General features: G+C 59.3%; 26 protein-coding genes and 1 pseudogene. 13 read left to right on the top strand and 14 right to left on the bottom strand.

The genetic code is table 11. The annotated features are described in order from the left end of the window. The first annotated feature begins 703 nt into the window (after positions 1-703). The 4 genes from ACE4QZ_RS01100 to ACE4QZ_RS01085 all read left to right on the top strand — a co-directional run bounded on the left by ACE4QZ_RS01100 (position 704) and on the right by ACE4QZ_RS01085 (position 3,834). On the top strand, positions 704-1,396 hold the full coding sequence (locus tag ACE4QZ_RS01100) for a hypothetical protein (RefSeq protein ID WP_410480295.1): 693 nt from the start codon (positions 704-706) through the stop codon (positions 1,394-1,396). Between the two features lie 33 nt (positions 1,397-1,429). After that, positions 1,430-1,837 (top strand): hypothetical protein, encoded by a 408-nt coding sequence (locus ACE4QZ_RS01095; RefSeq protein ID WP_410480294.1) that lies wholly within the window; start codon positions 1,430-1,432, stop codon positions 1,835-1,837. 608 nt (positions 1,838-2,445) lie between these two features. Beyond that, positions 2,446-2,955, top strand: a complete 510-nt coding sequence (locus ACE4QZ_RS01090) for a hypothetical protein (protein ID WP_410480293.1) — start codon at positions 2,446-2,448, stop codon at positions 2,953-2,955. A gap of 84 nt (positions 2,956-3,039) precedes the next feature. After that, positions 3,040-3,834, top strand: a complete 795-nt coding sequence (locus tag ACE4QZ_RS01085; protein ID WP_410480292.1) for a hypothetical protein — start codon at positions 3,040-3,042, stop codon at positions 3,832-3,834. Between the two features lie 96 nt (positions 3,835-3,930). On the opposite strand, the gene ACE4QZ_RS01080 is transcribed toward ACE4QZ_RS01085, so the two are convergent. Next, positions 3,931-4,506, bottom strand: coding sequence for a hypothetical protein (locus ACE4QZ_RS01080; protein WP_023383753.1), 576 nt, complete (start codon positions 4,504-4,506; stop codon positions 3,931-3,933). A 127-nt stretch (positions 4,507-4,633) separates the two neighbouring features. Here ACE4QZ_RS01080 and ACE4QZ_RS01075 point away from each other — a divergent pair, with 127 nt between their 5' ends. Next, on the top strand, positions 4,634-5,095 hold the full coding sequence (locus tag ACE4QZ_RS01075; protein ID WP_023383754.1) for a hypothetical protein: 462 nt from the start codon (positions 4,634-4,636) through the stop codon (positions 5,093-5,095). Between the two features lie 109 nt (positions 5,096-5,204). On the opposite strand, the gene merR is transcribed toward ACE4QZ_RS01075, so the two are convergent. Next, positions 5,205-5,603, bottom strand: a complete 399-nt coding sequence (merR, locus tag ACE4QZ_RS01070) for an Hg(II)-responsive transcriptional regulator (protein ID WP_003089120.1) — start codon at positions 5,601-5,603, stop codon at positions 5,205-5,207. A 74-nt stretch (positions 5,604-5,677) separates the two neighbouring features. Here merR and ACE4QZ_RS01065 point away from each other — a divergent pair, with 74 nt between their 5' ends. The 3 genes from ACE4QZ_RS01065 to ACE4QZ_RS01055 are packed head-to-tail and all read left to right on the top strand — an operon-like array spanning position 5,678 to position 6,536. Next, positions 5,678-6,028 (top strand): mercuric transporter MerT family protein, encoded by a 351-nt coding sequence (locus ACE4QZ_RS01065; protein WP_003089115.1) that lies wholly within the window; start codon positions 5,678-5,680, stop codon positions 6,026-6,028. A 12-nt stretch (positions 6,029-6,040) separates the two neighbouring features. Continuing rightward, positions 6,041-6,316 (top strand): mercury resistance system periplasmic binding protein MerP, encoded by a 276-nt coding sequence (gene merP / locus ACE4QZ_RS01060; RefSeq protein WP_003150552.1) that lies wholly within the window; start codon positions 6,041-6,043, stop codon positions 6,314-6,316. A gap of 7 nt (positions 6,317-6,323) precedes the next feature. Next, positions 6,324-6,536, top strand: a complete 213-nt coding sequence (locus tag ACE4QZ_RS01055) for a GDCCVxC domain-containing (seleno)protein (protein WP_003089113.1) — start codon at positions 6,324-6,326, stop codon at positions 6,534-6,536. 12 nt (positions 6,537-6,548) lie between these two features. On the opposite strand, the gene ACE4QZ_RS01050 is transcribed toward ACE4QZ_RS01055, so the two are convergent. The 7 genes and pseudogenes from ACE4QZ_RS01050 to ACE4QZ_RS01020 all read right to left on the bottom strand — a co-directional run bounded on the left by ACE4QZ_RS01050 (position 6,549) and on the right by ACE4QZ_RS01020 (position 12,359). Continuing rightward, positions 6,549-9,542 (bottom strand): Tn3 family transposase, encoded by a 2,994-nt coding sequence (locus ACE4QZ_RS01050; RefSeq protein WP_003089110.1) that lies wholly within the window; start codon positions 9,540-9,542, stop codon positions 6,549-6,551. A gap of 3 nt (positions 9,543-9,545) precedes the next feature. Continuing rightward, the gene (locus tag ACE4QZ_RS01045) at positions 9,546-9,956 is read right to left on the bottom strand and encodes a putative toxin-antitoxin system toxin component, PIN family (protein ID WP_003150546.1); all 411 of its coding nucleotides are present in this window, start codon (positions 9,954-9,956) and stop codon (positions 9,546-9,548) included. Further along, positions 9,956-10,195: a ribbon-helix-helix domain-containing protein gene (locus tag ACE4QZ_RS01040; protein WP_003089107.1), complete on the bottom strand. Its 240-nt coding sequence runs from the start codon at positions 10,193-10,195 to the stop codon at positions 9,956-9,958. The genes ACE4QZ_RS01045 and ACE4QZ_RS01040 overlap by 1 nt, the downstream gene beginning before the upstream one ends. A gap of 30 nt (positions 10,196-10,225) precedes the next feature. Then, complete coding sequence (locus ACE4QZ_RS01035; protein ID WP_003288519.1) at positions 10,226-10,672, bottom strand: hypothetical protein; 447 nt, start codon at positions 10,670-10,672, stop codon at positions 10,226-10,228. Positions 10,673-11,359: 687 nt separating this feature from the next. Then, a pseudogene (locus ACE4QZ_RS01030) lies at positions 11,360-11,515 on the bottom strand (TraX family protein); the annotation flags it as partial. Positions 11,516-11,592: 77 nt separating this feature from the next. Continuing rightward, entirely contained in the window at positions 11,593-12,033 is a 441-nt protein-coding gene (locus ACE4QZ_RS01025) for a YqaA family protein (RefSeq protein ID WP_003089095.1), read from the bottom strand. 20 nt (positions 12,034-12,053) lie between these two features. Further along, complete coding sequence (locus tag ACE4QZ_RS01020) at positions 12,054-12,359, bottom strand: metal-sensing transcriptional repressor (RefSeq protein WP_003089094.1); 306 nt, start codon at positions 12,357-12,359, stop codon at positions 12,054-12,056. A 511-nt stretch (positions 12,360-12,870) separates the two neighbouring features. Between ACE4QZ_RS01020 and ACE4QZ_RS01015 the strand changes: the two genes are divergently transcribed. The 3 genes from ACE4QZ_RS01015 to ACE4QZ_RS01005 all read left to right on the top strand — a co-directional run bounded on the left by ACE4QZ_RS01015 (position 12,871) and on the right by ACE4QZ_RS01005 (position 14,485). Then, positions 12,871-13,608 carry a HupE/UreJ family protein gene (locus ACE4QZ_RS01015; RefSeq protein WP_003089091.1) on the top strand — a complete coding sequence of 246 codons (738 nt, stop codon included), beginning with the start codon at positions 12,871-12,873 and terminating at the stop codon, positions 13,606-13,608. Positions 13,609-13,620: 12 nt separating this feature from the next. After that, positions 13,621-14,301: a hypothetical protein gene (locus ACE4QZ_RS01010; protein ID WP_003089089.1), complete on the top strand. Its 681-nt coding sequence runs from the start codon at positions 13,621-13,623 to the stop codon at positions 14,299-14,301. A gap of 61 nt (positions 14,302-14,362) precedes the next feature. Next, positions 14,363-14,485, top strand: a complete 123-nt coding sequence (locus ACE4QZ_RS01005) for a hypothetical protein (RefSeq protein WP_016713062.1) — start codon at positions 14,363-14,365, stop codon at positions 14,483-14,485. 80 nt (positions 14,486-14,565) lie between these two features. Here the strand turns inward: ACE4QZ_RS01005 and ACE4QZ_RS01000 are convergent, their stop codons facing one another. Continuing rightward, complete coding sequence (locus ACE4QZ_RS01000; protein WP_003089087.1) at positions 14,566-15,870, bottom strand: MFS transporter; 1,305 nt, start codon at positions 15,868-15,870, stop codon at positions 14,566-14,568. Between the two features lie 158 nt (positions 15,871-16,028). On the opposite strand from ACE4QZ_RS01000, the gene ACE4QZ_RS00995 reads away from it, so the two are divergent. Together ACE4QZ_RS00995 and chrA are read left to right on the top strand one after the other, a co-directional pair. Beyond that, complete coding sequence (locus tag ACE4QZ_RS00995; protein ID WP_023095846.1) at positions 16,029-16,970, top strand: chromate resistance protein ChrB domain-containing protein; 942 nt, start codon at positions 16,029-16,031, stop codon at positions 16,968-16,970. Further along, a complete protein-coding gene (gene chrA / locus ACE4QZ_RS00990; RefSeq protein WP_410480291.1) occupies positions 16,963-18,330 on the top strand; it encodes a chromate efflux transporter in 1,368 nt (455 codons plus the stop codon). The genes ACE4QZ_RS00995 and chrA overlap by 8 nt, the downstream gene beginning before the upstream one ends. 98 nt (positions 18,331-18,428) lie before the next feature. On the opposite strand, the gene ACE4QZ_RS00985 is transcribed toward chrA, so the two are convergent. The 4 genes from ACE4QZ_RS00985 to ACE4QZ_RS00970 all read right to left on the bottom strand — a co-directional run bounded on the left by ACE4QZ_RS00985 (position 18,429) and on the right by ACE4QZ_RS00970 (position 22,490). Then, positions 18,429-18,635 (bottom strand): hypothetical protein, encoded by a 207-nt coding sequence (locus ACE4QZ_RS00985; protein ID WP_003089081.1) that lies wholly within the window; start codon positions 18,633-18,635, stop codon positions 18,429-18,431. Between the two features lie 124 nt (positions 18,636-18,759). Next, positions 18,760-20,154: a heavy metal sensor histidine kinase gene (locus ACE4QZ_RS00980; RefSeq protein WP_003089080.1), complete on the bottom strand. Its 1,395-nt coding sequence runs from the start codon at positions 20,152-20,154 to the stop codon at positions 18,760-18,762. Further along, entirely contained in the window at positions 20,151-20,825 is a 675-nt protein-coding gene (locus ACE4QZ_RS00975; RefSeq protein ID WP_003288515.1) for a heavy metal response regulator transcription factor, read from the bottom strand. Before ACE4QZ_RS00975 ends, ACE4QZ_RS00980 begins: the two co-directional genes overlap by 4 nt. A gap of 393 nt (positions 20,826-21,218) precedes the next feature. Then, positions 21,219-22,490, bottom strand: coding sequence for an IS4-like element ISPa1635 family transposase (locus ACE4QZ_RS00970; RefSeq protein ID WP_023082049.1), 1,272 nt, complete (start codon positions 22,488-22,490; stop codon positions 21,219-21,221). Positions 22,491-22,772: the final 282 nt, after the last annotated feature.

The raw sequence follows: 22,772 nt of genomic DNA, 5'->3' as shown, positions 1-22,772 counted from the left end.
CCCAGGGGGCCACCATGCTTCAAACCCTTACTGCTGCCCACGGGGCTTCGGTGATCTCAACAGGATTCCACCTAGCACGTGTCGTAGGTGTGAAACCGAAGTTCAAATCTGACCCTGACATGCGTGAGGTCGTGTTCTACCAATGCTTCCTCTCCGAATGTCATGGAGCCAACGGTCTTGAGCCTTGCGAGTACCTGGCAGTGCGAAATCGTTACCTGTTGAGTGCAGCGAAATACATGGTCAATACCGGCCTATCCACGAGCCCAGTGATCCAAGAGCTGGTGAGGTCCGAGACCGAGGTCAAGTACCTGCCGGCTTAGGCTGGATCATCTCCAAACGCAGCACAGACCCGACCCTAGTGGTCGGGTTTTTCTTTAGCGAAAGGTGGGGCAGGTCAAGTTGCTCACTAGATTGCAATTCGGATATTATTTTGAGGTTCGACCGTTTCAGTACGCGCATGCCAGATGAGCCTCTCATCTCATTTGGCCTAAGAAAGCTGCCCATTCTCAGGCGGCTTTTTTTGTGCCTGCGATTCAGCCTTGTTCGGCCATATTCCTAGGGGTTGCTAAGGCCACACCGACGTTCTAGGGTTGCAGTGATGAAGCGAGGCCGAACCTGGCAGAGGAATGCATAGCCGCAGATCTGGCGGTGCAGAACCCCATCCACCACCAGCTTTGCAATCAACTGTTTCAGAGGACGAACGATGTTTGATGCAGCCCACTATCACGTGAAAGCCACAGAGCTGTTGACCGCCTTCGGCGTCCACCAAAGTGCACTGAGCACGTGGTCGCTGAGTGATGTGGGAACGGCCAGTCAGGGCTATATCCACCACTCGCAGAAGCCCGCAGCCCTCGCAGCATATGCTGCGGTTAACCCTACCTTCGCAGCCGGGCGCTTTCCTGGATATACGTTGGTGGACCTGGTCGACAAGATCCCGAGCCTGGACTATGCGGAATATGCTGCCCTGGCGATCGTGTGCGGGGCTGAGCTGCCTTCTTTCAAGGGTTCAGATGAGCGGGCACGCATTTTCGGCGAGGCTGTCTGGGCTATCGTTGAGAAGTATCAGCTGCATGGGTGCTTTGAACGCCACAACAAGCCGTTCCAGGCTATAGGCGATCATTACAGTCTCCGGCCCAAGGGGTGTGATTGGGCGAGGGACCATGCTGAGCTTCCGGAAAAGCTTACTGCCATGCGTAAGGCATATCGGTCCATGACTCTGCTTCAGCAGGTGATGACATTGACGGTGATGCACCTATACAACCAGGGCAAGGACAAGCTATTCCTCACCGGCGGCTGCCCAACGAAAATTCTCGCTGCCGAGGCGCTGACCATCCTGCGCGATAACTCGGCTCTCGCTGACTGGGGCCACCTGGTGTCGCACTACGCCGGTTGGTAATCGGCGATCCTACACCCTTCAGGACGTTTACAGATGACCGAATCACCTTTCGCCACCTTCCGCTCAGTGCTAGTCGACAGCGACTATGCGGCTGCGGTTTTTCTGCAGTCGTTCGCGATGTCCATGTATGCCGGCGCTGCCTTCCCACTGGACGCTAGTGGCCTGCGTAATCTGGATGACCGGCACATGCTGATCTTCCAAATGATGTCGGCATCCTACCGTCGCCATGGTGAAGGCGATCCCGACTTCATGGACGTGTGCAAGGCGATCAAGGCCAAGCGCGCAGCTCACGCTCTCAGGGTCAAGGGTATGCTCGACGAGCTCTTGAACAGCGATCCAGACCAGTACGACGGCGGCCGACATGAGCGTGCTAGAACCGTGAGTGCCTACGAGCGTGAGCATCAGCTGAACATTGAACGTCGCTGGTACGTACCTTCGTAAATCGAACCCGGCCAGCCTTCCTGGGATGCATCCGCGGAAACAGAAAGGCCACCTCTGCTTTACGCTCGGGTGGCCTTTTTACATCTCAACACTGGACGGGCGTTTAGACCGCATCACAGTGGTCACGCATGAATCCCCACACAGCCGACAAAAGCCGGTAGAGAGTCCAGACGTGGCTCAGAAAATTCAGCATACGCTTCATAATCGTTGACCTCCGTTTCAGGAAGGCCAATCTTCCAACGCCTAACCGGCACTTCAGCGCTTTCAGAACGCACGTGGTGCATTCCAGAAGAGGCCCAGGTGGCCCAACGAATGCAGCAAACCGGCACGGTCTAAACACCGTGTCGAAGGGGGTATCTCATCCTCGGAACATCGAGATTCTCGGGTTACCGAGCAGAGGACATAACCACCCAAGGGCCCCTTGAATTGCAGGTCCACATGCAAGCCGGCGCATCATACCTGTGCCCGGTTAAGAAAGCCTGAATAAAATTCAAACTATCGTGAAAATGATAAAGCCGCCCCGCCTGCCACCTTCCACACCCGTGTGACGCATTCCTGCGGTACCAGGTATTCGCAACACCTGGCTTACCTTTCAGGAGAGTCATGCAATGCAAACCCAATCCGTAAACGCCGTCACTCAGCTGGACACCAGTGATGATTTCAACCAGTCGAAGCTGCCGATCGACCGTGAGTCGATTCGCTCGCGACGTCTCTTGCGCCTGATCGAGCTGGTGGAAGTCCTTCGCGTCCCCGACAACGATCGCACCATCTGGCAGATGCTGCTCGATGCCGGCGCTAACCCCGACTTCATCCTGTTGCGTGACTGCGACGATGAATCTCGGCTCGCCCGCCGCCCTGCGCTGCAGGTGAATGTAAACACGAGCAAGCTGCATGGCTTTCTGGTGATTACCCACAACTCCGACGATACCGGCTACAAAATCCTGCTCCAGGACAAGGGCCACTCGGTACCGGTCAAAACGGTTGACAACGTCATCGTGCGTAAACTTGCCGCCACACTCGTTGAGCTGATCGATGATGGCACCAAGCGTGTCGAAATCCCTTCGCAGGGCCTGGCTACGAATGCTGTCATCGCAGGGGACTACCTGCTCAGTTCTTGAACGTTTCACCTGACCCACCGTACGCGGTGGGTTTTTTATTGGGTGCTGCAAAGCATTCCCTCAGACCAAGATGAGGGTAAACAGATGACCACCACCGTACAGTTCAACCACAGCTACAGGCCTCACGGCCGCATTGTGTTTCGCCTAACCGGAGGAGGGGAGACGGCACTTGCCGGCGTGCTCCACTTCGACCCTGCCTTTGAGATCGCCGAGGGGGCTAGTTACCTGGCGCGAATCGGCGCCGATGGGTTTGAGGTGTTCGACACTGTTGTCGACACTGATCTACCTGCGGACCTGGCGCCCTACAATATCGATTACCACCTGCGCGCTTGTATCTGGCGGAAGCCTGTTGCCGGCGGTACCCTGATGGTGAGATTTATCCGACAGTGGGCTGGCTGCGAGAGCTGGCTGGTCTATGGTTGCGCACCAACGTCACCGATCAGCGCGGTTGCTTATTCGGCGACCGGCCATGCTTGGTTCGATGTTACCGGGTTCGAACTCTCGCCCATCGCTGCACCGGCAGAAGAGGCGGGCCTAACCATGGCACAATTGACGACCATTCCCCCGGTATGGCCCGATTCGTATGGCGTACATCACGCGCTTTGCGCTATCCCTTTAAGCTGGCGCCCAGACTACCTGGCGTACTCGAAACTGCAGGTCGCCCTCGGCCGCGGGGAATTGAGTCGAGAGGAGTTCAAGGCACATGTGCTCAACCACGAGCGGCTGAGGCACCTATGGTCGAATCCTGGTGATGATTACTTAAATTACCTGGTGCACCTCGATGACCTGGGCGGCGTCCAGGAGGTTGGGCCGTACAACAGCCAGCAATTGCTTGAACGCAAGGAGCGGAGCCGTATGGCAATGCTCGCTGCACGCTGAAGGCAACGCTACCGACCGGCCCTTGAGGCCGGTTTTTTTTCGGGCACAAAAAACCGCTGACCTAGGTGGCCAGCGGTGGGGTATTGCGTTGGTACCTCATGCAGCAAGATTGCGCGTCTGGAAAGTCACGTGGTCCATACAGGCAAACAAGCTTTGCGCTTTCTGCTGGAATAGGCACAGGGCGATTTGCTTGAAGTCAGTTTCTTCATCCCTGCTCGGTGTTGATTCGAAGGAGAAGGTGACGGTACCGCCGTATTGGCCTCGGTTGTACAGCACCTCGATGTCAACCAGCGCAACGAGGCGGCCGCCTCGTTTGATGTGCCGTCCCTCGAACTTGTATTGCTGGTGCCGTAACAGGTCACGCCCCATCTCCACGGAGATAGGTTTAATCGTCGCAGCACCATCCTTCAGCAGGGTGATTTCGAAAACCTGCAGTGCCTCCTTCATGTCGAGCGCGCATTCCACAAACTCAGTGAGCTTGGGATGCAGGCCGAGTGAAGCCAGGTGTGTGCCGTTTTCGCGGATGACCCAAACGTATCGACCGCCGACCGTCCCAGTTTTGGTGAGGTGGAGCAGGTCAAACTGGTAAAAGTCTTGTTTGAATCCACGCAGAAGGCAGTCATCAGCCTCAACGATGGCACGCATTTGCTCAAACGCTGGTTGGAATTGCATAGGGTCTCTCCTAGAAAGGCTTTTCATGATGCAAGGAGATGTCCCACAGGCATGTAGAAGGTGGATTGTAGGGCTGTGTGGAGCATCCCCTGAAGTCAGTTAAACAACCAACTACCTGGTGCCCCTCATGAACGATCCAAAAAGCTCCCTACAAGCGGTGGAAAGCCTTCTCAGTGCCGTCAACGCGCACGCCCGAGACCTCAACGACAAAGTATTACCTCCTGATGGGGATAGCTACAACGAGCTCTTGCACTTGGTCACTGATCAGTTGAATGCGATTTTGGGCGCTGCCCAGGGCATCACTGCTGATCCTGCACCTGACACAGCGAGCGCTGTAGCTAAAGCGACTCAGGTGTGTGGTTCTCCTGTTGCCATCGTGCTGGATGCCATCGTCGGCCGGCTCTCCCTAGGCAATCTCCGGTCAATTCTCCAGGCCTATGAGTGCTGCACCCAAGAGCAGCTCAACGGTAACGCAAACTCGCAGCAAATCGCTGGAAAAGCGCTCTCTGCAGCTATTTTGCGGGGTGTCGAGTCGATGGTCGCAAGTGATCGACAACACCTTGAGCTACTGCTGGCGCCGCAAGCGTGAGCAGGTAACCCCACAGCCGGGGTTTGGGGAGCAATGGAACCAAAAACCAACGTAAGCTCTGAATCCCACCGTAAAGGGGCTTTCCGATCTCCAGCTCACCCGCCAGGCATTACTCTCTGATCAGTGCCTCGATGATCGGGCAGATCGTTCCGCCGTCTCCCGCATCACATTGCTGCACCAGTTCGCCTAACAGTTGCTGCATGACGACCAAGTCGGCCATCTTCTGCTCGATCAACGCGAGCTTGCGTGCAGCCCGTGCTCGCGTTTCGGCACAGGCGCACGACTCATCCAGCGTCAGCAGTCCACCGACTTCCGAGAGCGTGAAACCCAGCGCCTGAGCCCGCTTGATGAAACGCAGTCGCTTCACCATGTCCACCGGATAGCGCCGATGGCCACCCAAGGGTTTGGCTGGTTCATCCAGCAGCCCGCGTCGCTGGTAGTAGCGGATCGTCTCGACGTTCACCCCGGCGGCGTCTGCCAGCTTGCCAATGGTCAGCTCTGTGGCCATCACTTTCTCCTTGATTCCGTACTTTGGTACGGAGTTTAGAATAGCACCTAGGCAATCAGGCTCAGGAGATGGGAATGGGGATGCAACTCACCGGGAAAGGCTCGCTGGTCGCGAGTTCGCTGACCGCCATCGGTGCGTCGGTGTGCTGTGTCGGGCCACTGGTGCTGTTGGCACTCGGTGTCGGCGGTACGTGGGTGGGCGCTCTGACCATGATGGAGCCACTACGCCCCCTCTTCATCGGGTTGACTCTACTGTTCCTGGGATTGGCATTCCGCAAGCTCTACCTGGTGCCACAGGTTTGTACGCCAGGTACACCCTGCGCCGATCCGCGCACGCTCGTGCGACAGCGACTCGTGTTCTGGATCGTCAGCGTGCTGCTGCTCGGCCTATTGGCCGTGCCGTGGCTCGCCCCGCTGTTCTACTGAAGGAGATTAACCATGCGCAAACTGCTGATCGCCGTGCTTTTCGCCTTGCCCTTCGTGGCGCTGGCGGCTCCCCCGAAAACCGTCACGCTCGACGTGCAGAACATGACGTGCGGACTCTGTCCGATCACGGTCAAGAAGTCGCTGGAGAAGGTGTCCGGCGTGAGTGACGTCCAGGTCAATTTCGACCAGAAGACGGCGACCGTCACCTACGATCCCGATAAGGCCCAGCCCGAGGCACTGACTGAGGCGACCGCGAACGCGGGATACCCCTCCACAGTGCAGAAGTGAGGTCACGATGAGCGCCATTGTCCTTGAGTCCGTGCTGACTTGCCCGCGCTGCGGCTTCGCCAAGCCGGAAACCATGCCCACGGACGCCTGCCAGTTCTATTACGAGTGCAGCAACTGCAAGGCGCTGCTGCGCCCCAACCCAGGGGATTGCTGCGTTTTCTGTTCGTTCGGCTCGGTGAAGTGCCCGCCGATCCAGCAGCAGCTTGGGTGTTGCTCATAGCGTTTAGGGGGATCACAGGTCGTCGTCTGGATTACGCAGTGGCCGCAGCTCGCCGCGCGCAACTTCTTCCGGTACCGCAAAGGAATACCGCCCGAGCATGTTGATGTGCTCGTAGATCAGCGGCGATAGCCGGGCCAAATCCTCTTCCAGCACTGGATAGCCGTGCTGCTTGAGCCGTTCCACGGCCGCCGTCATGTAGAGGGTGTTCCACAGCACGATGATGTTCACCACCAGGCCCAGAGCACCGAGCTGGTCTTCCTGGCCTTCGCGGTAGCGCTGGCGGAGCTCGCCGCGTTTGCCGTGGAACACGGCGCGGGCCAGGCTGTGCCGGCCTTCGCCTCGGTTCAACTGGGTCAGGGTGGCGCGGCGCTTGGACTCGTCGTCGATATAGGTCAACGTGTGCAGAGTCTTTTCGATCCGCCCGAATTCGGCCAGCGCCTGGGCCAGCCGGGTGGGTCTATCTCCCGTTTGCAGCGTGCGCATGATGCCAGTCGCCGGCACCCGGCCGAGTTTGAGCGAGCCGGCCAGGCGCAGCAGGTCGTCCCAGTGCTCGGCGATCAGGTCGAGTTTGACCGACTGGCGGGCCAGCCCGTTGAGCTTGCCGTAGTCCGCGTCCGGGCGCGTGCGCCAGAAGCGGGTACCGCCGACATCGGCCAGCCGCGGACTGAAGTGGTAGCCAAGTAGGCGGAAGAGCCCGAACACCACATCGCTGTAGGCCCCGGTGTCGGTCATGATTTGCGTCGGCTGCAACTCGGTCTGCTGTTCCAGCACGACCGCCAGCAACACCAGGCTGTCGCGCAGCGTGCCGGGCACGGTGATGGCGTTGAGGCCGGAGAATTGGTCGGAAATCAGGTTGTACCAGGTGACACCCCGGCCGGTGCCGAAATACTTCGGATTGGGGCCGGCATGCACGGTGCGCACCGGTACGACGAAGCGCATGCCATCGGCGGAGGCGACCTCGCCGCCACCCCAGACTTGGGCCAGTTCCAGTTGGCTTTGCGCTCCGACCAGGATGGCGTTAGCCGCTGACAGGGTGTCGTCGCGGATATAATTCTGGCTGACCCAGGACAGCCGGTCACGGCGCAGCGCCGGGTTGTCGGTGCGGATCAAGGGCTCCAGGCCGGTGTTGCAGGCCCCGCCCAACAGCACCGCGCAGAGGCTGGTGACCAGGTTGTCGGCGCGTGCATTGCGTTCGGAGACATGGGTGAAGGCCTCGGAAAAGCCAGTGCGGGCGGCGATTTCCAAGAGGATTTCCGGCAGATCGACACGCGGCATCAGGTCAGACACGGCCGCCCGCAGTTGCAGCAACGAGCAGGGCTCGTCCAGCTTGTCCAGCGCCCCGAGCGACAGTTCGGTCTTGCCCTCGGTGTTCTCGCTCAGTTGAATCGCCGGGTTGTCGGGCAGGCGCGCGGCTACTGCCAGCCAGGTTGCATCCAGCTCGACGGACAAGGCGTCCAGGGTGGTTTTGGCGTCGATGGTCAGGCCCAGTGACCGGCAGATGATCGGTCGCGCCGCCAGCCATTCGGCACCGTCGAGCAGGCCAAGGCGCGGGTCGGCATAGCGCCAACTGGGCGAGACGAAGACATCGCGGCGGCGCAGGGCCGTGCGCAGCGCATCGAGCGTGCAGAACACATAGGCACCCATGTCGAGGGAGCCATCTTCGCGGGTGATGTGCTTCTGCCAAGCCTTGGCCACGATCTCCTGCGGCGCGTCATCCTCTGGCTTCCGGCGCGGCAGGTTCAGTTGCAGCCACTCCAGACTAGCCGCCACGCCCTTGCCGGCCGGGCTGAAGCCGAAGCGGATGTGCTTGAGCAGGTCGGGCAGGAAGCGGCGCACGCTGCGGTAGCGCGCTTCCAATGCAAGAAAATAGACGTCATCTACCGGGCGGATCAGCGCGTTGACCTCTTCCAGGGCCTTTTCCAGGGTGGTCCTCGGCAGGTCGTTGAACAGCCGGGCGCGCACGTTGTCATCGCTGATCGAGCTGTCCAGCACGACCTTGCACGCGGCGGCGAGCGTCGCGGCCGACCGATCCAGGTCTTTCAGGCTGCGCATGCGGGCTTTCTTGTCGGCCTTCTCCGCGTTGCTGAACAGGTCGCGCAGCAAGGCCTCCAGGACTTCCAGTGCGTCGTCGTGCGCAGTCGCCTCCAGGCAGAGTGCGAAGGCCACCAGTGTCGCCATCCGCCGCGACGCCGGCAGCCGATTAATCGCGGTGACCTTGGCCGTGTTGGCGAAGCGGGCCAGGGCGGCGATACGGCTGGGAGGGATGTGCGCCGCCGCCGGCAAGGTGATGCCGATGCCGCGCACGTCATCGAGCCGGCGCAGTGCCCGAATCAACGCGGGGCCACTGACCATGACCGGGCCGGAGCGCAATTGATCCAGCCGGGAGCTGCGGTTGCCTTCGGCCACCGTCAGCAAGTCTTGCAGTTGCAATCGCTGTTCCTCAGTCACGCTGCGGCCCAGCGTAAACCAGAGGCGTTCTTCGACCCGACTGCGCAACTGGGCGATAAAGCGCTCTAGTTGAGACACACCAGGCAGGAGGACTTTCTGTGTGAACAGCCACGAGGTGGCTCGCTCAAACAGCACTCCCGGCCGGTCGGTGCCCGTCCAGCAGAGGGCATACAGCCAGCGGCTCAAGCGAAAGCCGATGCCCGGATCGGTGAAATGACGATAGCCAAAGCGGTTCTGAATATCGGTGGCATGTATCCAGCGGCGATGATCGCTATAGCGCTGGAGGCAGTCGGGGTCTGGAATCGCCAGTTGTCGGCAAAGCACCTGCAGGACTTCCACCGGCACGGCGGCGGGCTTGTCCGGCAGAACGCCAACGAAGCGGACGGTGGTCAGCAGAACGGCATAACCCAGACGGTTATGGCTACCCCGCAGCACCTGGATGGCTTCACGGTCTTCATCGCTCAGGTGGAAGTAACGTTCCAGCTCTTCACGGCTGGGCGAATCAACATAGCGGCCAAAACCGTCGCGTTGCTCTTGAGTCAGAAAACCGACCGGCATTGATCACAGCACCTCGACGCAGAACACGGCGGGCGTGACGATCCGCGTGCGTTCGATGTGCCCGCGTTGCAGCAGGCCGGCGCGGCGATCACCGGTTACCAGGTAGTCCGCATCGCCCGCCAAGGCCATGGCCAGCAAAAACGAGTCATCCGGATCATCGGCTTCGACCTCGATGGTCAGGCGCTCCAGTACCACAGCCCGTTGCAGGTTATTGATCATGGCGCCCACCTTGGCGGGCTGTAGGATGGCCTGAAGCTTGGGATAGCGGCTGGCTCGACGAATTTCATCGAGTTGCATCCGCGAGGTCACCACCTCGAAACGCGCCGCCCGCCAGGCACGGTAGATCGCATCGGGCGCGCCATGTGGCGAGATCAGGGCGCTGAACAGGATGTTGGTATCCAACACGACCCGCATCAGCGCTTACGTGCCCAGTCGAGCGCTTCGTCAACCGCGTTGGTCAATTCTGCCTCACTCAGATGGGCGTTAGCGGCCTTGGCCTGCTCAGCGCTCAGCTCCAGGATGTGTGCCCGTACCGCTTCTTCGATGAAGCGCGACAGGTCGCCCTTACGGCCGCCGCCCTGGCTGGCCAGAAACATCCGAAGCGACTGGTCGGTGTCGGCCGAGACGGCGACATTCCAGCGAATGGTATTCATAGCGTTCTCCGCTAATAGGTGTTTGTGTGTTTATACGCCAATCACAAAGGGCGATGCAATGGTTCGACAAAACGATGGTTTTCCCGAACTAACCAGACGCCACAAGGGTTTGCGGGCAGGCGCTGGGCTTAAGTGCACTTTCTGTTCCGTTGCTCCCCAAACCCCCTCGACCGGCCTCTCATTGGACAGCACGACATTCGGTGCCGTTAGCCAGTGGAGCGCACCTCCTAGATCCCCATCGTACAGCTCCAATAGCGCATCGAGGATCTCGATAAGACGACAGAACACCTCACCAGCCTGTATAGACATCACGGCACTGCCGGGGGACGCAGTGATCCACTGCGCGATCTGCGCTGGCGATCGCTCCAACTCGCTTGCCAAATCGGAGATCAACGACACCGGCAGGCCCGCCAGTACGGCGACGTGCAGATAGTAGTGGCCTCTCGGCAAATCCAGTTTTTCGCGGAGCCTTTCCATAACTGCCTCCAGGATAATTGGCCATTTGATAATGTCATCTTGGCCCCGAGTTTGCGCATGATGGTCTCGAACCATCCGCACCGTAGCTTCGAGAGAGAGCGAATGAACACTATCTGAAGGCTACTCGGCAGTGCGAGAGGGCTTTGGCAGTGACGCTTTGATCGGTGTTATTATTGAAACCTGCCCAAGAGCTTCCTCTCCCGGGTGCGTGTACCGGTGATGAAACTTGGTTTGAGGCGGTCTCGTTGAGGCCGCCTTTGTCGCTTCTGGGAGAGCCCCCAGTACTAAGCAGCCGTTATGCGTCGAAGCGCAAAGCCTCGACCAAAGCTGTTCGCAGGCCCTCTAACTCGGCATTTCTCCAATCTTATGAACTCGCGCTGGGTACGGACGGCGGGAATTATCTGCAATTATCTCGGCATAGATAATTGATCAATATTTAGCCGCCACTACTGAGCAGCGCCTCTCAAAGTTAATCCTTTAGATACAGCAGGTTACAGAACGAATGTCCTAATTTTTGCCTTATCTCGGCATGCCCCCTAATGCGGAAAATGGCTGCTGCGAGGTGCTCGCGGCGGCCAAAAACGGAGAACTGAGCGGGTTACCTGGTCGATTTTGATCGACGGCCCGCTTTCAAAAGCAGCAAGGGCTGAAGTCGACCGGAAATACAGGGTTACTTCAGACCTTCCTTAGGTAGCGGCCATTGCTGCGAGTGAACAACGCGCCAACTTCCGTTCGACAGACATTCACGGCGATCGCCAGGCAAAACAGCGGGAACGAGAGGCGTCCCAGAATGAACAGGTTATCCAGTGATGGCCATGCCAGACGCATGTGGTCGAGCACCATCGTGAGCAGGGCGATCCACTTGATGAGGTCCTGTCCGTTGTGTCGTTCAACCCGCGAAGGTGGTGATTCGTACGCGCTCAACTCAGGTTCTCCAGGATGAGAATCGCAAGGACCAGATACCGTCCGCCCTTGGCGAGCGTGACGATCAGGACGAACCGCCAGAGCGGCTCTTTCATCACGCCGGCGATCACGGTTAGCGGGTCTCCAATGATGGGTACCCAACTGAGCAGCAGCGACCAGTACCCGTAACGTTCATAGGAGGCTTTGGCTTTTTCGAAGGCCGCTTGCTTTACCGGAAACCAGCGCTTTTCGCGATAAGCCTCGATACCTCGTCCCAGCAGCCAGTTCACAACCGATCCGAGTACGTTGCCTGTGGTGGCCACCACCAGCAGGATGGCTGTGGAAAAACGCTCGGATATCAGCAGTCCGCCCAGCACTGCCTCCGATTGCATGGGCAGCAGGGTTGCCGCGCCGAATGCAGCCAGAAACAGGCCGAGGTAACCGCCGTACTCAAACATTCAACAACCGAGCACCGTGCCTACAGGTATTTGGTGATTTGCTTGAATTCGTCCAGTGCCGAACGGTCGCCCTTGCTCAGGGCTGTCACCGAGTCTTCCAGGCAATGGTCGATGTGGTCCTGGATCAGTGTCCGCTTCGCCTGGCACACGGCCTTTTCAACAGCATGGAGCTGCTGGGCGATGTCCACGCATTCACGTCCTTCATCGATCATGGTGATGATGCTGCGCAGGTGGCCGTCCGCTCGCTTGAGGCGTTTGATGATGGCGTCGTGAGTCTGGTGGGTATGAGCGTGACCATGCGGTTGGTCGTGAACGTGTTCTGACATGACTTGAGTCTCAGACGGCGATACTTTACGCTCTGCATGCTATCCCCCTGGGGGGGTTGGGTCAAACGCGCTATTTCACACCGTGTTTCAACCGGATAAGCATTGGGATGTCTCGTCGTTTTCTTTCAGCGACCATGATCGTGGCTTTGGCAATGGCCTTTCTGCTGGCCTGGACCGGTCATGCCTATTCACTTTCCGTCCTCTCGCAAATCACGGCAAAGAGCGCCCAGAGCCTGACTCATGATCACTCCCACGACTCGTCCCTGAGTTGTGCGCAGTGCTCTGATCACTACCACTCCCCCCTGACGCCCGATCACCAGCACGAAACGCCTCAGATACCAGCTGCAATCCACTTCTCCAGTCATTTCGAAGCCTCGGTACACCTGGCCATGCTGGGCGATTCCGTGCCTTGGCCCCCCATCTTCCGTATCGAACGCCCACCCCGTCCTGTGCTTGCTTCCTGACCAAGGCCGCTCTGCGGCCAACAATCACTGCAAGAAAGGATTGATCCATGCATTCGCACTCCCTAAAGGGTGGGGGCCTGTTCGCCATGCGTTCACGCCACCTGTTGTATCTGCTGTTCCTGCTCGTCGCCTCGCTGTTCATCGGCATGCCAGAAGCTCTGGCCCATGCCGTGGCCGAGGGTGACAAGGGCTTCATCCAGGAAAGCACCGGGGTCATGCTGATCCCCTTCATCTACATGGGCGCCAAGCACATGGTCACGGGATACGACCATCTGCTGTTCCTGTTCGGCGTCATCTTCTTCCTCTACCGGCTGAAGGATGTCGGCCTGTACGTCACGCTGTTTGCGGTCGGCCATTCGGTGACGCTGCTGATCGGCGTGCTGACGGAAGTCAGCATCAGCTCGTACGTCATCGACGCAATCATCGGTTTCTCGGTGGTGTACAAGGCCCTGGATAACCTGGGCGCCTTCCAGCGCTGGTTCGGCTATCAGCCGAACACCAAGGCCGCCACGCTGATTTTCGGCCTGCTGCACGGCTTCGGCCTGGCAACCAAGATCCAGGAATACGAGATCTCTCCCGATGGGCTGATCCCCAACCTGATCGCCTTCAACGTAGGGGTGGAGATCGGTCAGCTGATGGCGTTGAGCGCCATTCTGATCCTGATGGGCTTCTGGAGGCAGACCCCAAGCTTCTGGCGTCATGCCTATACCGCCAACGTCGCAATGATGAGTGCTGGTTTCCTGTTGATGGGTTACCAGATCTCCGGCCTGTTTCTGACCGCTTAAGGACTCCTGATCATGTTCAATTCTCCACTCCCATCGGCAAGCGAATTGCCGAGCAGCCGCCAACTCGTTCGTTCCACCGTCATTGCCCTGGCTGTCGCCATGGGCCTGCTGGTCACCGTGGTGATGCCTTCGGAATACGCGGTCGACCCGACCGGCCTGGGCCGCGCCATGGGCCTGACGCAAATGGGCGAGATCAAGATCACCCTCGCTGCCGAGGCTTTGGCTGACGAGGCTGCGTCGAAAGCGGCAGCTGCTCCGGCCCCAGCTCCTGTCGTTGCTGCTGCACCGGCACCTGCACCGGTAGCGCCACCCGTACAGCAAGTGGCAGCAGCCCCTCAGCCCGCGGCTCCCGTATCCAGCAAACCTGCTGCCAACGCCAAGTCCGATCAGGTCACCGTAACCCTGACGCCAGGCGAAGGTCGGGAGATCAAGCTGGAAATGCTCAAGGGCAGCACTGTGAGCTATGAATGGACCGCATCCGGCCCGGTCAACCACGACACCCACGGTGAGATCTACAACGCCGCCCAAGGCGATTTCCACAGCTACAGCAAAGGGCGTCAGGTGAAAGGCGACAAGGGCGACCTGACCGCGCTGTTCGATGGCACCCATGGCTGGTTCTGGCGTAACCGCACCAACGCCGATGTCACCATCGTGCTGAACACGACTGGCGACTACCTGAACGTGAAGAAGTAATCCCGCCGGGGCGAACCTGTTGTTCGCCCCGACTTTTTGATCTCAATTGGAATAGCTGAAGATGACTACCAAAATCCTCAAATCGCTCGTTGTGCTGAGCTTCCTCGGCCTGTTGGCTGCCTGCGGTGGTACTGATACCGAATCGAAGTCTGGCGATGCGGGTCACGGCCACTCGCACGAGTGATGCAAACAGGGCCGCTAAAGCGGCCCTGTTTCTTTCTGGATTACGCGAAGATCATCGATAGAACCCGTGCAACGCGGGCTTTATGGCTTTGGCCATTTCCGGTGATCGTCATCGATGACGAACGAGTGCGCATGCGCATTGCCGTTGGCCACGTGCGGGTGGTCTTCCGGCAGGTCATCGTGATTGTGCGCTACCACGTCTTCCTCATACTCCGGGCGCCAGATCCGCTTGCTCACCAGCCAGGCTACGGCGGCAACCAGACTCAGTCCGATGAACGAAGCCGTCAGGCTGACGCTTGCCCCCAACCATCCCGCGAGCGGGTAGGTGATCAGCCAGCAGGCGTGTGAAAGGGCGAACTGGGCGGCGAACAGCGCAGGTCGATCCTGGGCTGAGGACGAGCGCCGCAGAATGCGTCCGGACGGTGTCTGTGCCAGGGAGTAGCCGGCACCCAACACCAGCCACAACAGGATCAGCGCCGGGTAACTGGAGACGAAGGTACCCAGGATCAAACCGGCTACCAGCACGGCACCGCCGGCCAGCATCGCCTTGCGATCGTCCAGTCGTTCCAGCAGCTTGGGCAGCATCAGGGCGACCACCATCGAGCCACCGCCGAAGGCCATCAAGGCCATGGCGGTAGAGCTCTGGGGCAGCGCGAACTTGGATTGCACCAGTACCACGGTGTTGACGATGACCATGGCGCTGGCGGCTGCGATCGTCAGGTTCAGTGCAAGAAGGCCACGCAGCCGCGGGGTGCGCAGGAAAATCCGCATGCCCTTGGTGGTGCGTTCATAGATGCTGCGTTTGGGTCCTCGTGCCGCCAGGGGCAGCACCACGGTACCGACCATCGCGGCGGACACCAGGAAGCCCACCACCGTGCCCGCGAACAGGCTGTGGAAGCTGACCACCGTAAGCAACAGCGCGGCCAGCATCGGACTGATCACGCTTTCCAGGTCATAGGCCAGGCGCGAAAGGGAAAGCGCCCGGGTGTACTCGCGCTCATCCGGCAGGATGTCAGGGATGGTGGCCTGGAAGGTTGGCGTAAACGCCGCAGAGGCCGACTGCAGCACGAAAATCAGCACGTACACCTGCCAGATCTCGGTGACGAAGGGCAGCATCAGCGCGACCGCTGCCCTGACCAGATCGAGGGTGACCAGCATCGCCTTGCGCGGCAGATGCTCGGCGAACGCGGCGGCAACCGGTGCAACGCCGATGTAAGCCGCCATCTTGATGGCGAGCGCGGTACCCAATACAGCTCCCGCCTGGGCGCCGGCCAGGTCGAATGCCAGAAGCCCGAGGGCAACCGTCGCCAGACCAGTGCCCACCAGGGCGATCACCTGGGCCAGAAAGAGGTGTCGATAAGTACGATTTTTTAGAACGGATAGCATGCGCTACCTCCGGGTAGTGCGGGTGATTCATGTTTCTAGCGTATCCCCCCTGGGGGGATACGGTCAACGTGAGTGAATCGAACCCTCATCCCGGCAGTGCATTTTCCTGAGAACAGAGCTAAAGTAGAGATTCATACATTTTATGTTTGATTCTCTACATGAAAAATTGGCTTCTTCTTGTGTTGGCACTCCCCACGGCCAACGCGACCGAACGTATGCGTGCCTGGCGGGCGTTGAAGGCTTGCGGCGCTGCCGTGCTGCGCGACGGTGTGTACCTGTTGCCTGAGCAGGACGCGGGCCGCGAGGCGTTCGAGTCCGTGGAGCGCGATGTGACGGTCAGCGGCGGCACTGCGTTTCTGCTGGCATTCCCGGACGAAGAAACTCGCTTCGCCGGCCTGTTCGACCGGAGTGAGGAGTACAGCAAGCTGCGCGACGAAGTCGCCGCGTGCAGGGAGGGACTGCTTCCCGAGAACGCCCTGCAGGTCGCTCGCCAGGTCAGAAAACTGCGCAAGAGCTTCGCCCAGTTGGCCCTGATCGACTTCTTCCCCGGCGTTGCGAAGCAGCAGACGGAGACCGCGCTGGAAGCGCTGGAGACGGCAATCAGCCGTGCCCTCTCACCTGATGAACCGCACATTCAGGATCATCCCGTCACGCTGCTGGACCACAGTCATTACCAGGGGCGTCGCTGGGCAACCCGTCGACGTCCCTGGGTCGACCGGCTGGCCTGTGCCTGGCTCATCCAGCGCTTCATCGACAGCGGCGCGGAAATCCTCTGGCTGGAATCCCCGAGCGACTGCCCCGCCGATGCACTGGGCTTTGACTTCGATGGCGCCGCGTTCAGCCATGTCGGGCACCGCGTCACCTTCGAAACCCTGATCGACAGCTTCGTGCTGCAGGCTCCAGGCCTTTCACGCATCGCCGCGCTGGTTCACTACCTCGATGTCGGTGGCAGCCAGCCTGCGGAAGCGTCCGGCATCGAGCGTGTCCTGGCGGGCCTGCGCGAGAGCATTACCGATGACAACCAACTGATGGCAGCGGCAAACGGCATCTTCGACGGGCTGCTGGCGGCCTTTGCCAACGAGGAAAACGGTCATGGCTGAAACGACGACGCTGGCCACGGGCGAAGCCCCCCTCAAGCCAGCGACCCCGGTGGGCTTGTTCGAAGCGTTGCTGTTCTGGCTGAAGATCGGCTTCATCAGCTTTGGCGGGCCGGCAGGACAGATCTCCATCCTCCACCAGGAGTTGGTGGAGCGTCGCCGCTGGATCAGCGAGAAGCGCTTTCTGCATGCCCTGAACTACTGCATGTTGCTGCCCGGGCCCGAGGCCCAGCAGCTCGCGACCTACATCGGTTGGTTGATGCACCGGACCTGGGGCGGGGTGATTGCTGGCGGGCTGTTCGTGCTGCCGTCGCTGTTCATCCTGATCGGGCTGTCGTGGGTCTATATCGAGTTCGGCAACGTTCCGGTGGTTGCCGGGATCTTCTATGGCATCAAGCCGGCGGTCACCGCGATCGTCGTTCATGCGGCGCACCGCATCGGTTCCCGGGCATTGAAGAATGGCTGGCTATGGGCGATCGCCGCAGCATCCTTCGTCGCCATTTTTGCCCTGAACGTCCCGTTCCCGCTGATCGTTCTGGCCGCTGCCGTGCTGGGCTACATCGGCGGAAAAGTGCTGCCGGACAAGTTCGTGACCGCTGGCAAGCATGGCTCCGGGAAGGCCAGTTACGGGCCTGCGCTGATCGATGACGATACACCGCCACCCGCGCATGCCCGTTTCCGCTGGAGCTATCTGCTCAAGCTGATCCTGATCGGTGCGGCGCTATGGATGCTCCCCATGGGGTTGCTGACCGTCATCTTCGGCTGGCAAGGCACTCTGACCCAGATGGGGTGGTTCTTCACCAAGGCTGCGTTGCTCACCTTCGGCGGTGCCTACGCGGTGTTGCCCTATGTCTACCAAGGTGCGGTCGGTCACTACGGCTGGCTGTCGCCCACGCAGATGATCGACGGCCTGGCCTTGGGGGAAACAACGCCGGGGCCGTTGATCATGGTGGTGACTTTCGTCGGCTTCATTGGCAGCTACATCCACCCGATGTTCGGCACCGACCATCCGTTCCTGGCGGGCGCGGTGGCGGCTGTGCTGGTCACCTGGTTCACCTTCCTGCCCTCGTTCCTGTTCATCCTTGCCGGCGGTCCGCTGGTGGAGTCGACGCACAACGAACTGAAGTTCACAGCGCCGCTGACCGGGATCACCGCCGCCGTGGTAGGTGTGATCCTGAATCTGGCGTTGTTCTTCGGTTACCACGTGCTCTGGCCCAACGGCTTTGGGGGAGGATTCGAGTGGGCCTCCGCACTTATCGCCGCGGCCGCCGCTACTGCCCTGTTCTACTTCAAGCGCGGTGTGATCCAGGTGCTGGTGATGAGTGCACTGGCGGGGCTGGCTGTCCAGCTGTCGATGCGTTGAGGAGGATGCCGCTTGAGGGTGATCCGGGGCAGGCGGTCAAGCGCCTGCCTCAAGATCGAGGGGGAAGGAGGAAGTAGAGAAACAGCACATCCATGAGCCTAGGATGGGCTTTTAGCGTTTTCCTTTTCTTTGGTCTCTGCCGGTTTGGCTTTGTCTGCGGTGTCTTTTTCACCCCAGAGGCGTTTCTGGTCCTCGCGGAATTTCTTGTTGAATTCGATCGAGCGGTCGTAGCCATCTTCGGCAAATACCGGTGTCGTCACACCAACAGCCAGTACACCGATGAGAAGCGCTTGGGTCAGTCGCATTTTCAGAAACTCCAGGGGTTTGGATCTCAATGGATCGTGAGATTTTCGATACCCCTGAAGCTTAAAGAAGCGTCTCTGACGACAACGTGAGGCGCGAATTACAATGTTGAAAGACGCCTTGGGCTCAGAGACGGTTCACCGGAAAACTCAGGTGGAACCAGGTAAAGCCCGAGCCCGTTATTTCTACCTTCGCCACGCCTTGGTGCAGGCTCATGATCGATCGCACGATGGCAAGCCCGAGGCCTGTGCCTCCCTCGCTGCGCGCACGCCCTTTGTCGACCCGATAGAAGCGTTCGAACAGATGAGGCAGGTGCTCTTCCGGAATACCTTGGCCTGGATTGCCTACGCTGAGCCTGATGTGCTCCTGCTCACGGTGAACCTTCACCACTACAGCCTGCCCTTGTGGGCAGTAGCGAATGGCGTTGGAGAGCAAATTGGACACTGCCCGTTGAATCATCAGGCGATTGCCTTGGATCACATCGACACTGCCTGACACATCGAGCCGAACGCCGCTCTCTTCGGCACTCAGGCTGAACAAGTCACTGACCCTCTGCACCTCGTCGACCAGTGCCACCGTCTCGAATTGCACCAAGGCTGCAGGCTGGCTGACATGTGCCAGGAAAAGCATGTCGGCCACCATGCTTTTCATGCGATCCAGCTCCTCGGCGCAGGATTCCAGCACCTCACGGTACTCCTCCGAGCTGCGTGGTCGTGACAGGGCCACCTGTGCTTTGCCCATCAGGTTAGTGAGCGGAGCACGCAACTCGTGGGACAGGTCGTCCGAGAACTGCGATAGCTGCTGCACGCCACCGTCCAGGCGGTGCAGCATAAAGTTGATGCCGTCCGCGAGCTCCAGCAGTTCGATCGGCAAGCGGTCGGTAGGCAGCCGATGCTGCATGTTGTCGGTGGAGATCTTCGACGCGACTTTCAGAAAGCGCGTAAGCGGCAGCAAGCCCCGGCGTACCGTCCACCAGGCCACGACCATGATCAGCGCCAGGATGAAGGGTGACGCCATCAGGGCCCAGCTCAGCATCGCCCGGAGCAATTCGGCATCGGAGGATTCATCCACGGTCATGTACACACCGACCTGGGTACCGTCAGCCAGACGCATGAGCTGGGAAACGCTGAGCATGGGCATGCCCAGTTCGTTGTTCCACTCGTAGAACTCCACTTGATCGTTGGCAGGAAAGCTGGTGAGTTCGGTGGTTATCTTTTTCGAGCCGATGGTCAGCAGGGGGATTCGGCTGTTTGCCGTATCGAAAATGCTGACGAACAGGTTGTTGTGGCCCATCGCAAGGTCGACCAACTGGTGGGAGTCTGCGGTGACCTCGGACAGATCCGCGACGGTCGATAGGTTATGGGCCATGCCACCCATCTTGGTGATCAGGCTGCTTTGCGCCGTGCGCTCCAGCGCCTGGCCGAGCATCAGGTAGCCCACGATAGAGAGCAGCACCAGCAGTATCACGCTCATCAAGCCGACTTTGAGTCCCAACCTGGCGGCCAGGCTGAAGCGCTTCATGAACGCTCCTCGATCACATAGCCCACACCGCGCAGGGTGTGGATAAGTTTGTTCTCGAACGGATCGTCGATCTTGGCGCGCAGGCGCCGGATCGCCACGTCGATCACGTTGGTATCGCAGTCGAAGTTCATGTCCCAGACCAGGGAAATGATCTGCGAGCGGGTCAGGGCTTCCCCTGGGTGGCTCATGAGCAGGCGCAACAGGGCGAATTCCTTGGTAGTCAGCTCGACGCGCAGGTCACCCCGGAACGCGCGGTGGCGACCCGGATCCAGCTCAAGGTCTGCGACCCGCAAGGTCGGGTGGTCCACCACCTTGTCGCCACGCCGCTGCAGCGAGCGGATGCGGGCAAGCAGTTCCGGAAACTCGAACGGCTTCACTAGATAGTCGTCGGCGCCGCCGTCCAGGCCCTTCAGCTTGTCGTGCAGGCGGCCACGACCGGTCAGCATGATGATGCGAACCCGACTGGTCTTGCGGATCGTGTCGAGCACGTCCCAGCCGTCCACCTTGGGCAGGTTCACATCCAGGATGACCAGGCCGTAGGTGTTGTGCTGGAACAGGTGCAGCGCATCGACACCATTACTTGCCCGGTCAACGATATAGCCACTTTCGGTAAGCCCTTGCTGAAGATATTCGGCAGTTTTGGCTTCGTCTTCCACTACTAGAACACGCATTATTTGTTTATCTCAAATTAAAAAAGTATTCGGGTGTCAAATAAAAAAATATTCATTTATTTCTTGAAGTGTCATTGCCTCATGCACCGAACCAGCATGGTGATCATCGATGAATCAATCTTAAAACGAAAATCAGGAGGGAGGTGGAATCCAATGTCATCAACCTAAGCTGCAGCCCTGCCCAAGGCAAGCCCCCCGAAGCAGCCAGCCGCCATGGCCGTCGGGCGATGACCAGGCCTCTGCCGCTCAATCAGGCGGTCTAACTGGGCTGGCGGTGATGTGATCATCGTCTGTTCCGGCTGTCTAGGCGAGATTTCTCGTTCTCCGGACGAGCCTATGCCGACCGCTTGTGGCCAGCTTTTTTTTGCACGGAGGTTGGGCGGTGGTGTTTCTTCAGCGCGTCGGTTTGTAGCCCTCACAACCTCGGCTGGCTGCGCGTTTGCGTTGGCGCGCAAAGCTACGGCCTGAGCGTACGGCACTGAGGCTTTTAGCCATCAAGGCCAGCACATTGCTCAGCCCCTGAGCACAGTGCCGCACCAGCAGCTCGACCAGGGTATTTTTGAGCCGTGACACGCCTTGGGTGAAGTTGACTTTCCATCGCAGCTTGCGACCTTTGTGGCGCTGTTCGATGACCGGCTGTAGCAGGTGCTGCATCAACAGCGCCAGGTTCTTCAACAGTTGAGCGGCATGAAAGTCCTGCTTTACAGCAGTCACGCTGCGGCCGCTGAAGTTGTCCAGCGTCAGGGTTTGTTTGAGGCGACGGAAGTCGGTTTCGATGCCCCAGCGGCGGTGGTAAAGCTCGGCAAACACCTCAGCGGGAAAGGCTTCTCGATCCAGCAACGAGGTCAGCAATACCTCGCTTTCGCCGTTGGCCAACTCGACCCGGATCAGTCTCAGCTCGATCTGGCTGGCAGGATCAACGCCAGCCTCGGAGCAGAACAGACGTGCTTCAGGATGGTTGGCCACGAAAAGCTGTGTGTCTTCAACTTGGCCAGAGTATAGAAACGCTTTGACCTGGGCGTTATAGCCACAGGGCAGGCGCATCAGAAAGTGCCGCTGTTGCTGCGCGAACAGCGCGAATAACCAGTGCCCAGGGTAACCACGGTCAAACAGCGTCAGGCTGTCAGCCGGCAGGTGCTCAAGGTGCAGATGGGCACAGTCGCGCTCGCCGACGGTCAGGGGCACGATCAGGCTATGCAGGGTTTGACCGTCAGCGACTTCGTAGAGTGTGGACAAGCGAGCCATGGGAAAGCCAGAGTGACTGCCAAAGAAGGTCGCCATGGTCGACTCCAGGGGTAAATGCACGGTCGAGCCATCCACCGCGAGCACCCTCAGCCCACGCCACTTCTGACGCAGCCCGAAGCAGTCAATTTGTTGCTGCAGGAGGTGATTGAGACTTTCAAATACCTCGGGGTTGAGCTTTTTGCGCGCTTTGCAGAAGGCCTGCGCAGTGACCATTTGCGTCTCAGTCGACGCCTGATTGAGTACGCGATAGAACTGATCGAGTTCGGTTTGCAGGGCCGTGCGCGGCTGATTGAGCAGGAACAGGACGAGGTTCTTGAAGGTGAGCTGGCGTCGGCGGGTAAAGTCTTGAGGATTCTGGCGGTGGGCGGCGATGAAGGCGGGACAATCGAGCGGACTGGTTATTTTTTGTACAATTTTCAAACCAGGGCTTGGCTGGCGGTGTCAAGCGATGCGGTATAGGTAGTCAAAAGGGCTTCTCCCATGCACTGATTTTAGCGCTAATTATATGATATTTATGGATAATTTCCAAAGTTGATGACATTGAGGTGGAATCCTTCAAATTTGTAATTCAGCGGTAACGTTCCTGATAGTCACCCCCCTCTAGAATCGAACCTGTAGAGGAGTCTACGACAATCTCCTTCCATGCAAAGGGTGCAGCAGACGAGTGGGTTACTCATGTGTGTCCTGCGACCGCGCTCGCCT

The organism is Pseudomonas sp. DCA-1 (assembly GCF_046523955.1).
Classification (GTDB): domain Bacteria; phylum Pseudomonadota; class Gammaproteobacteria; order Pseudomonadales; family Pseudomonadaceae; genus Aquipseudomonas; species Aquipseudomonas putida_Y.
Note: the sequence above shows the minus strand (reverse complement) of the source record. Positions and strands in the feature narration are given on the sequence as shown.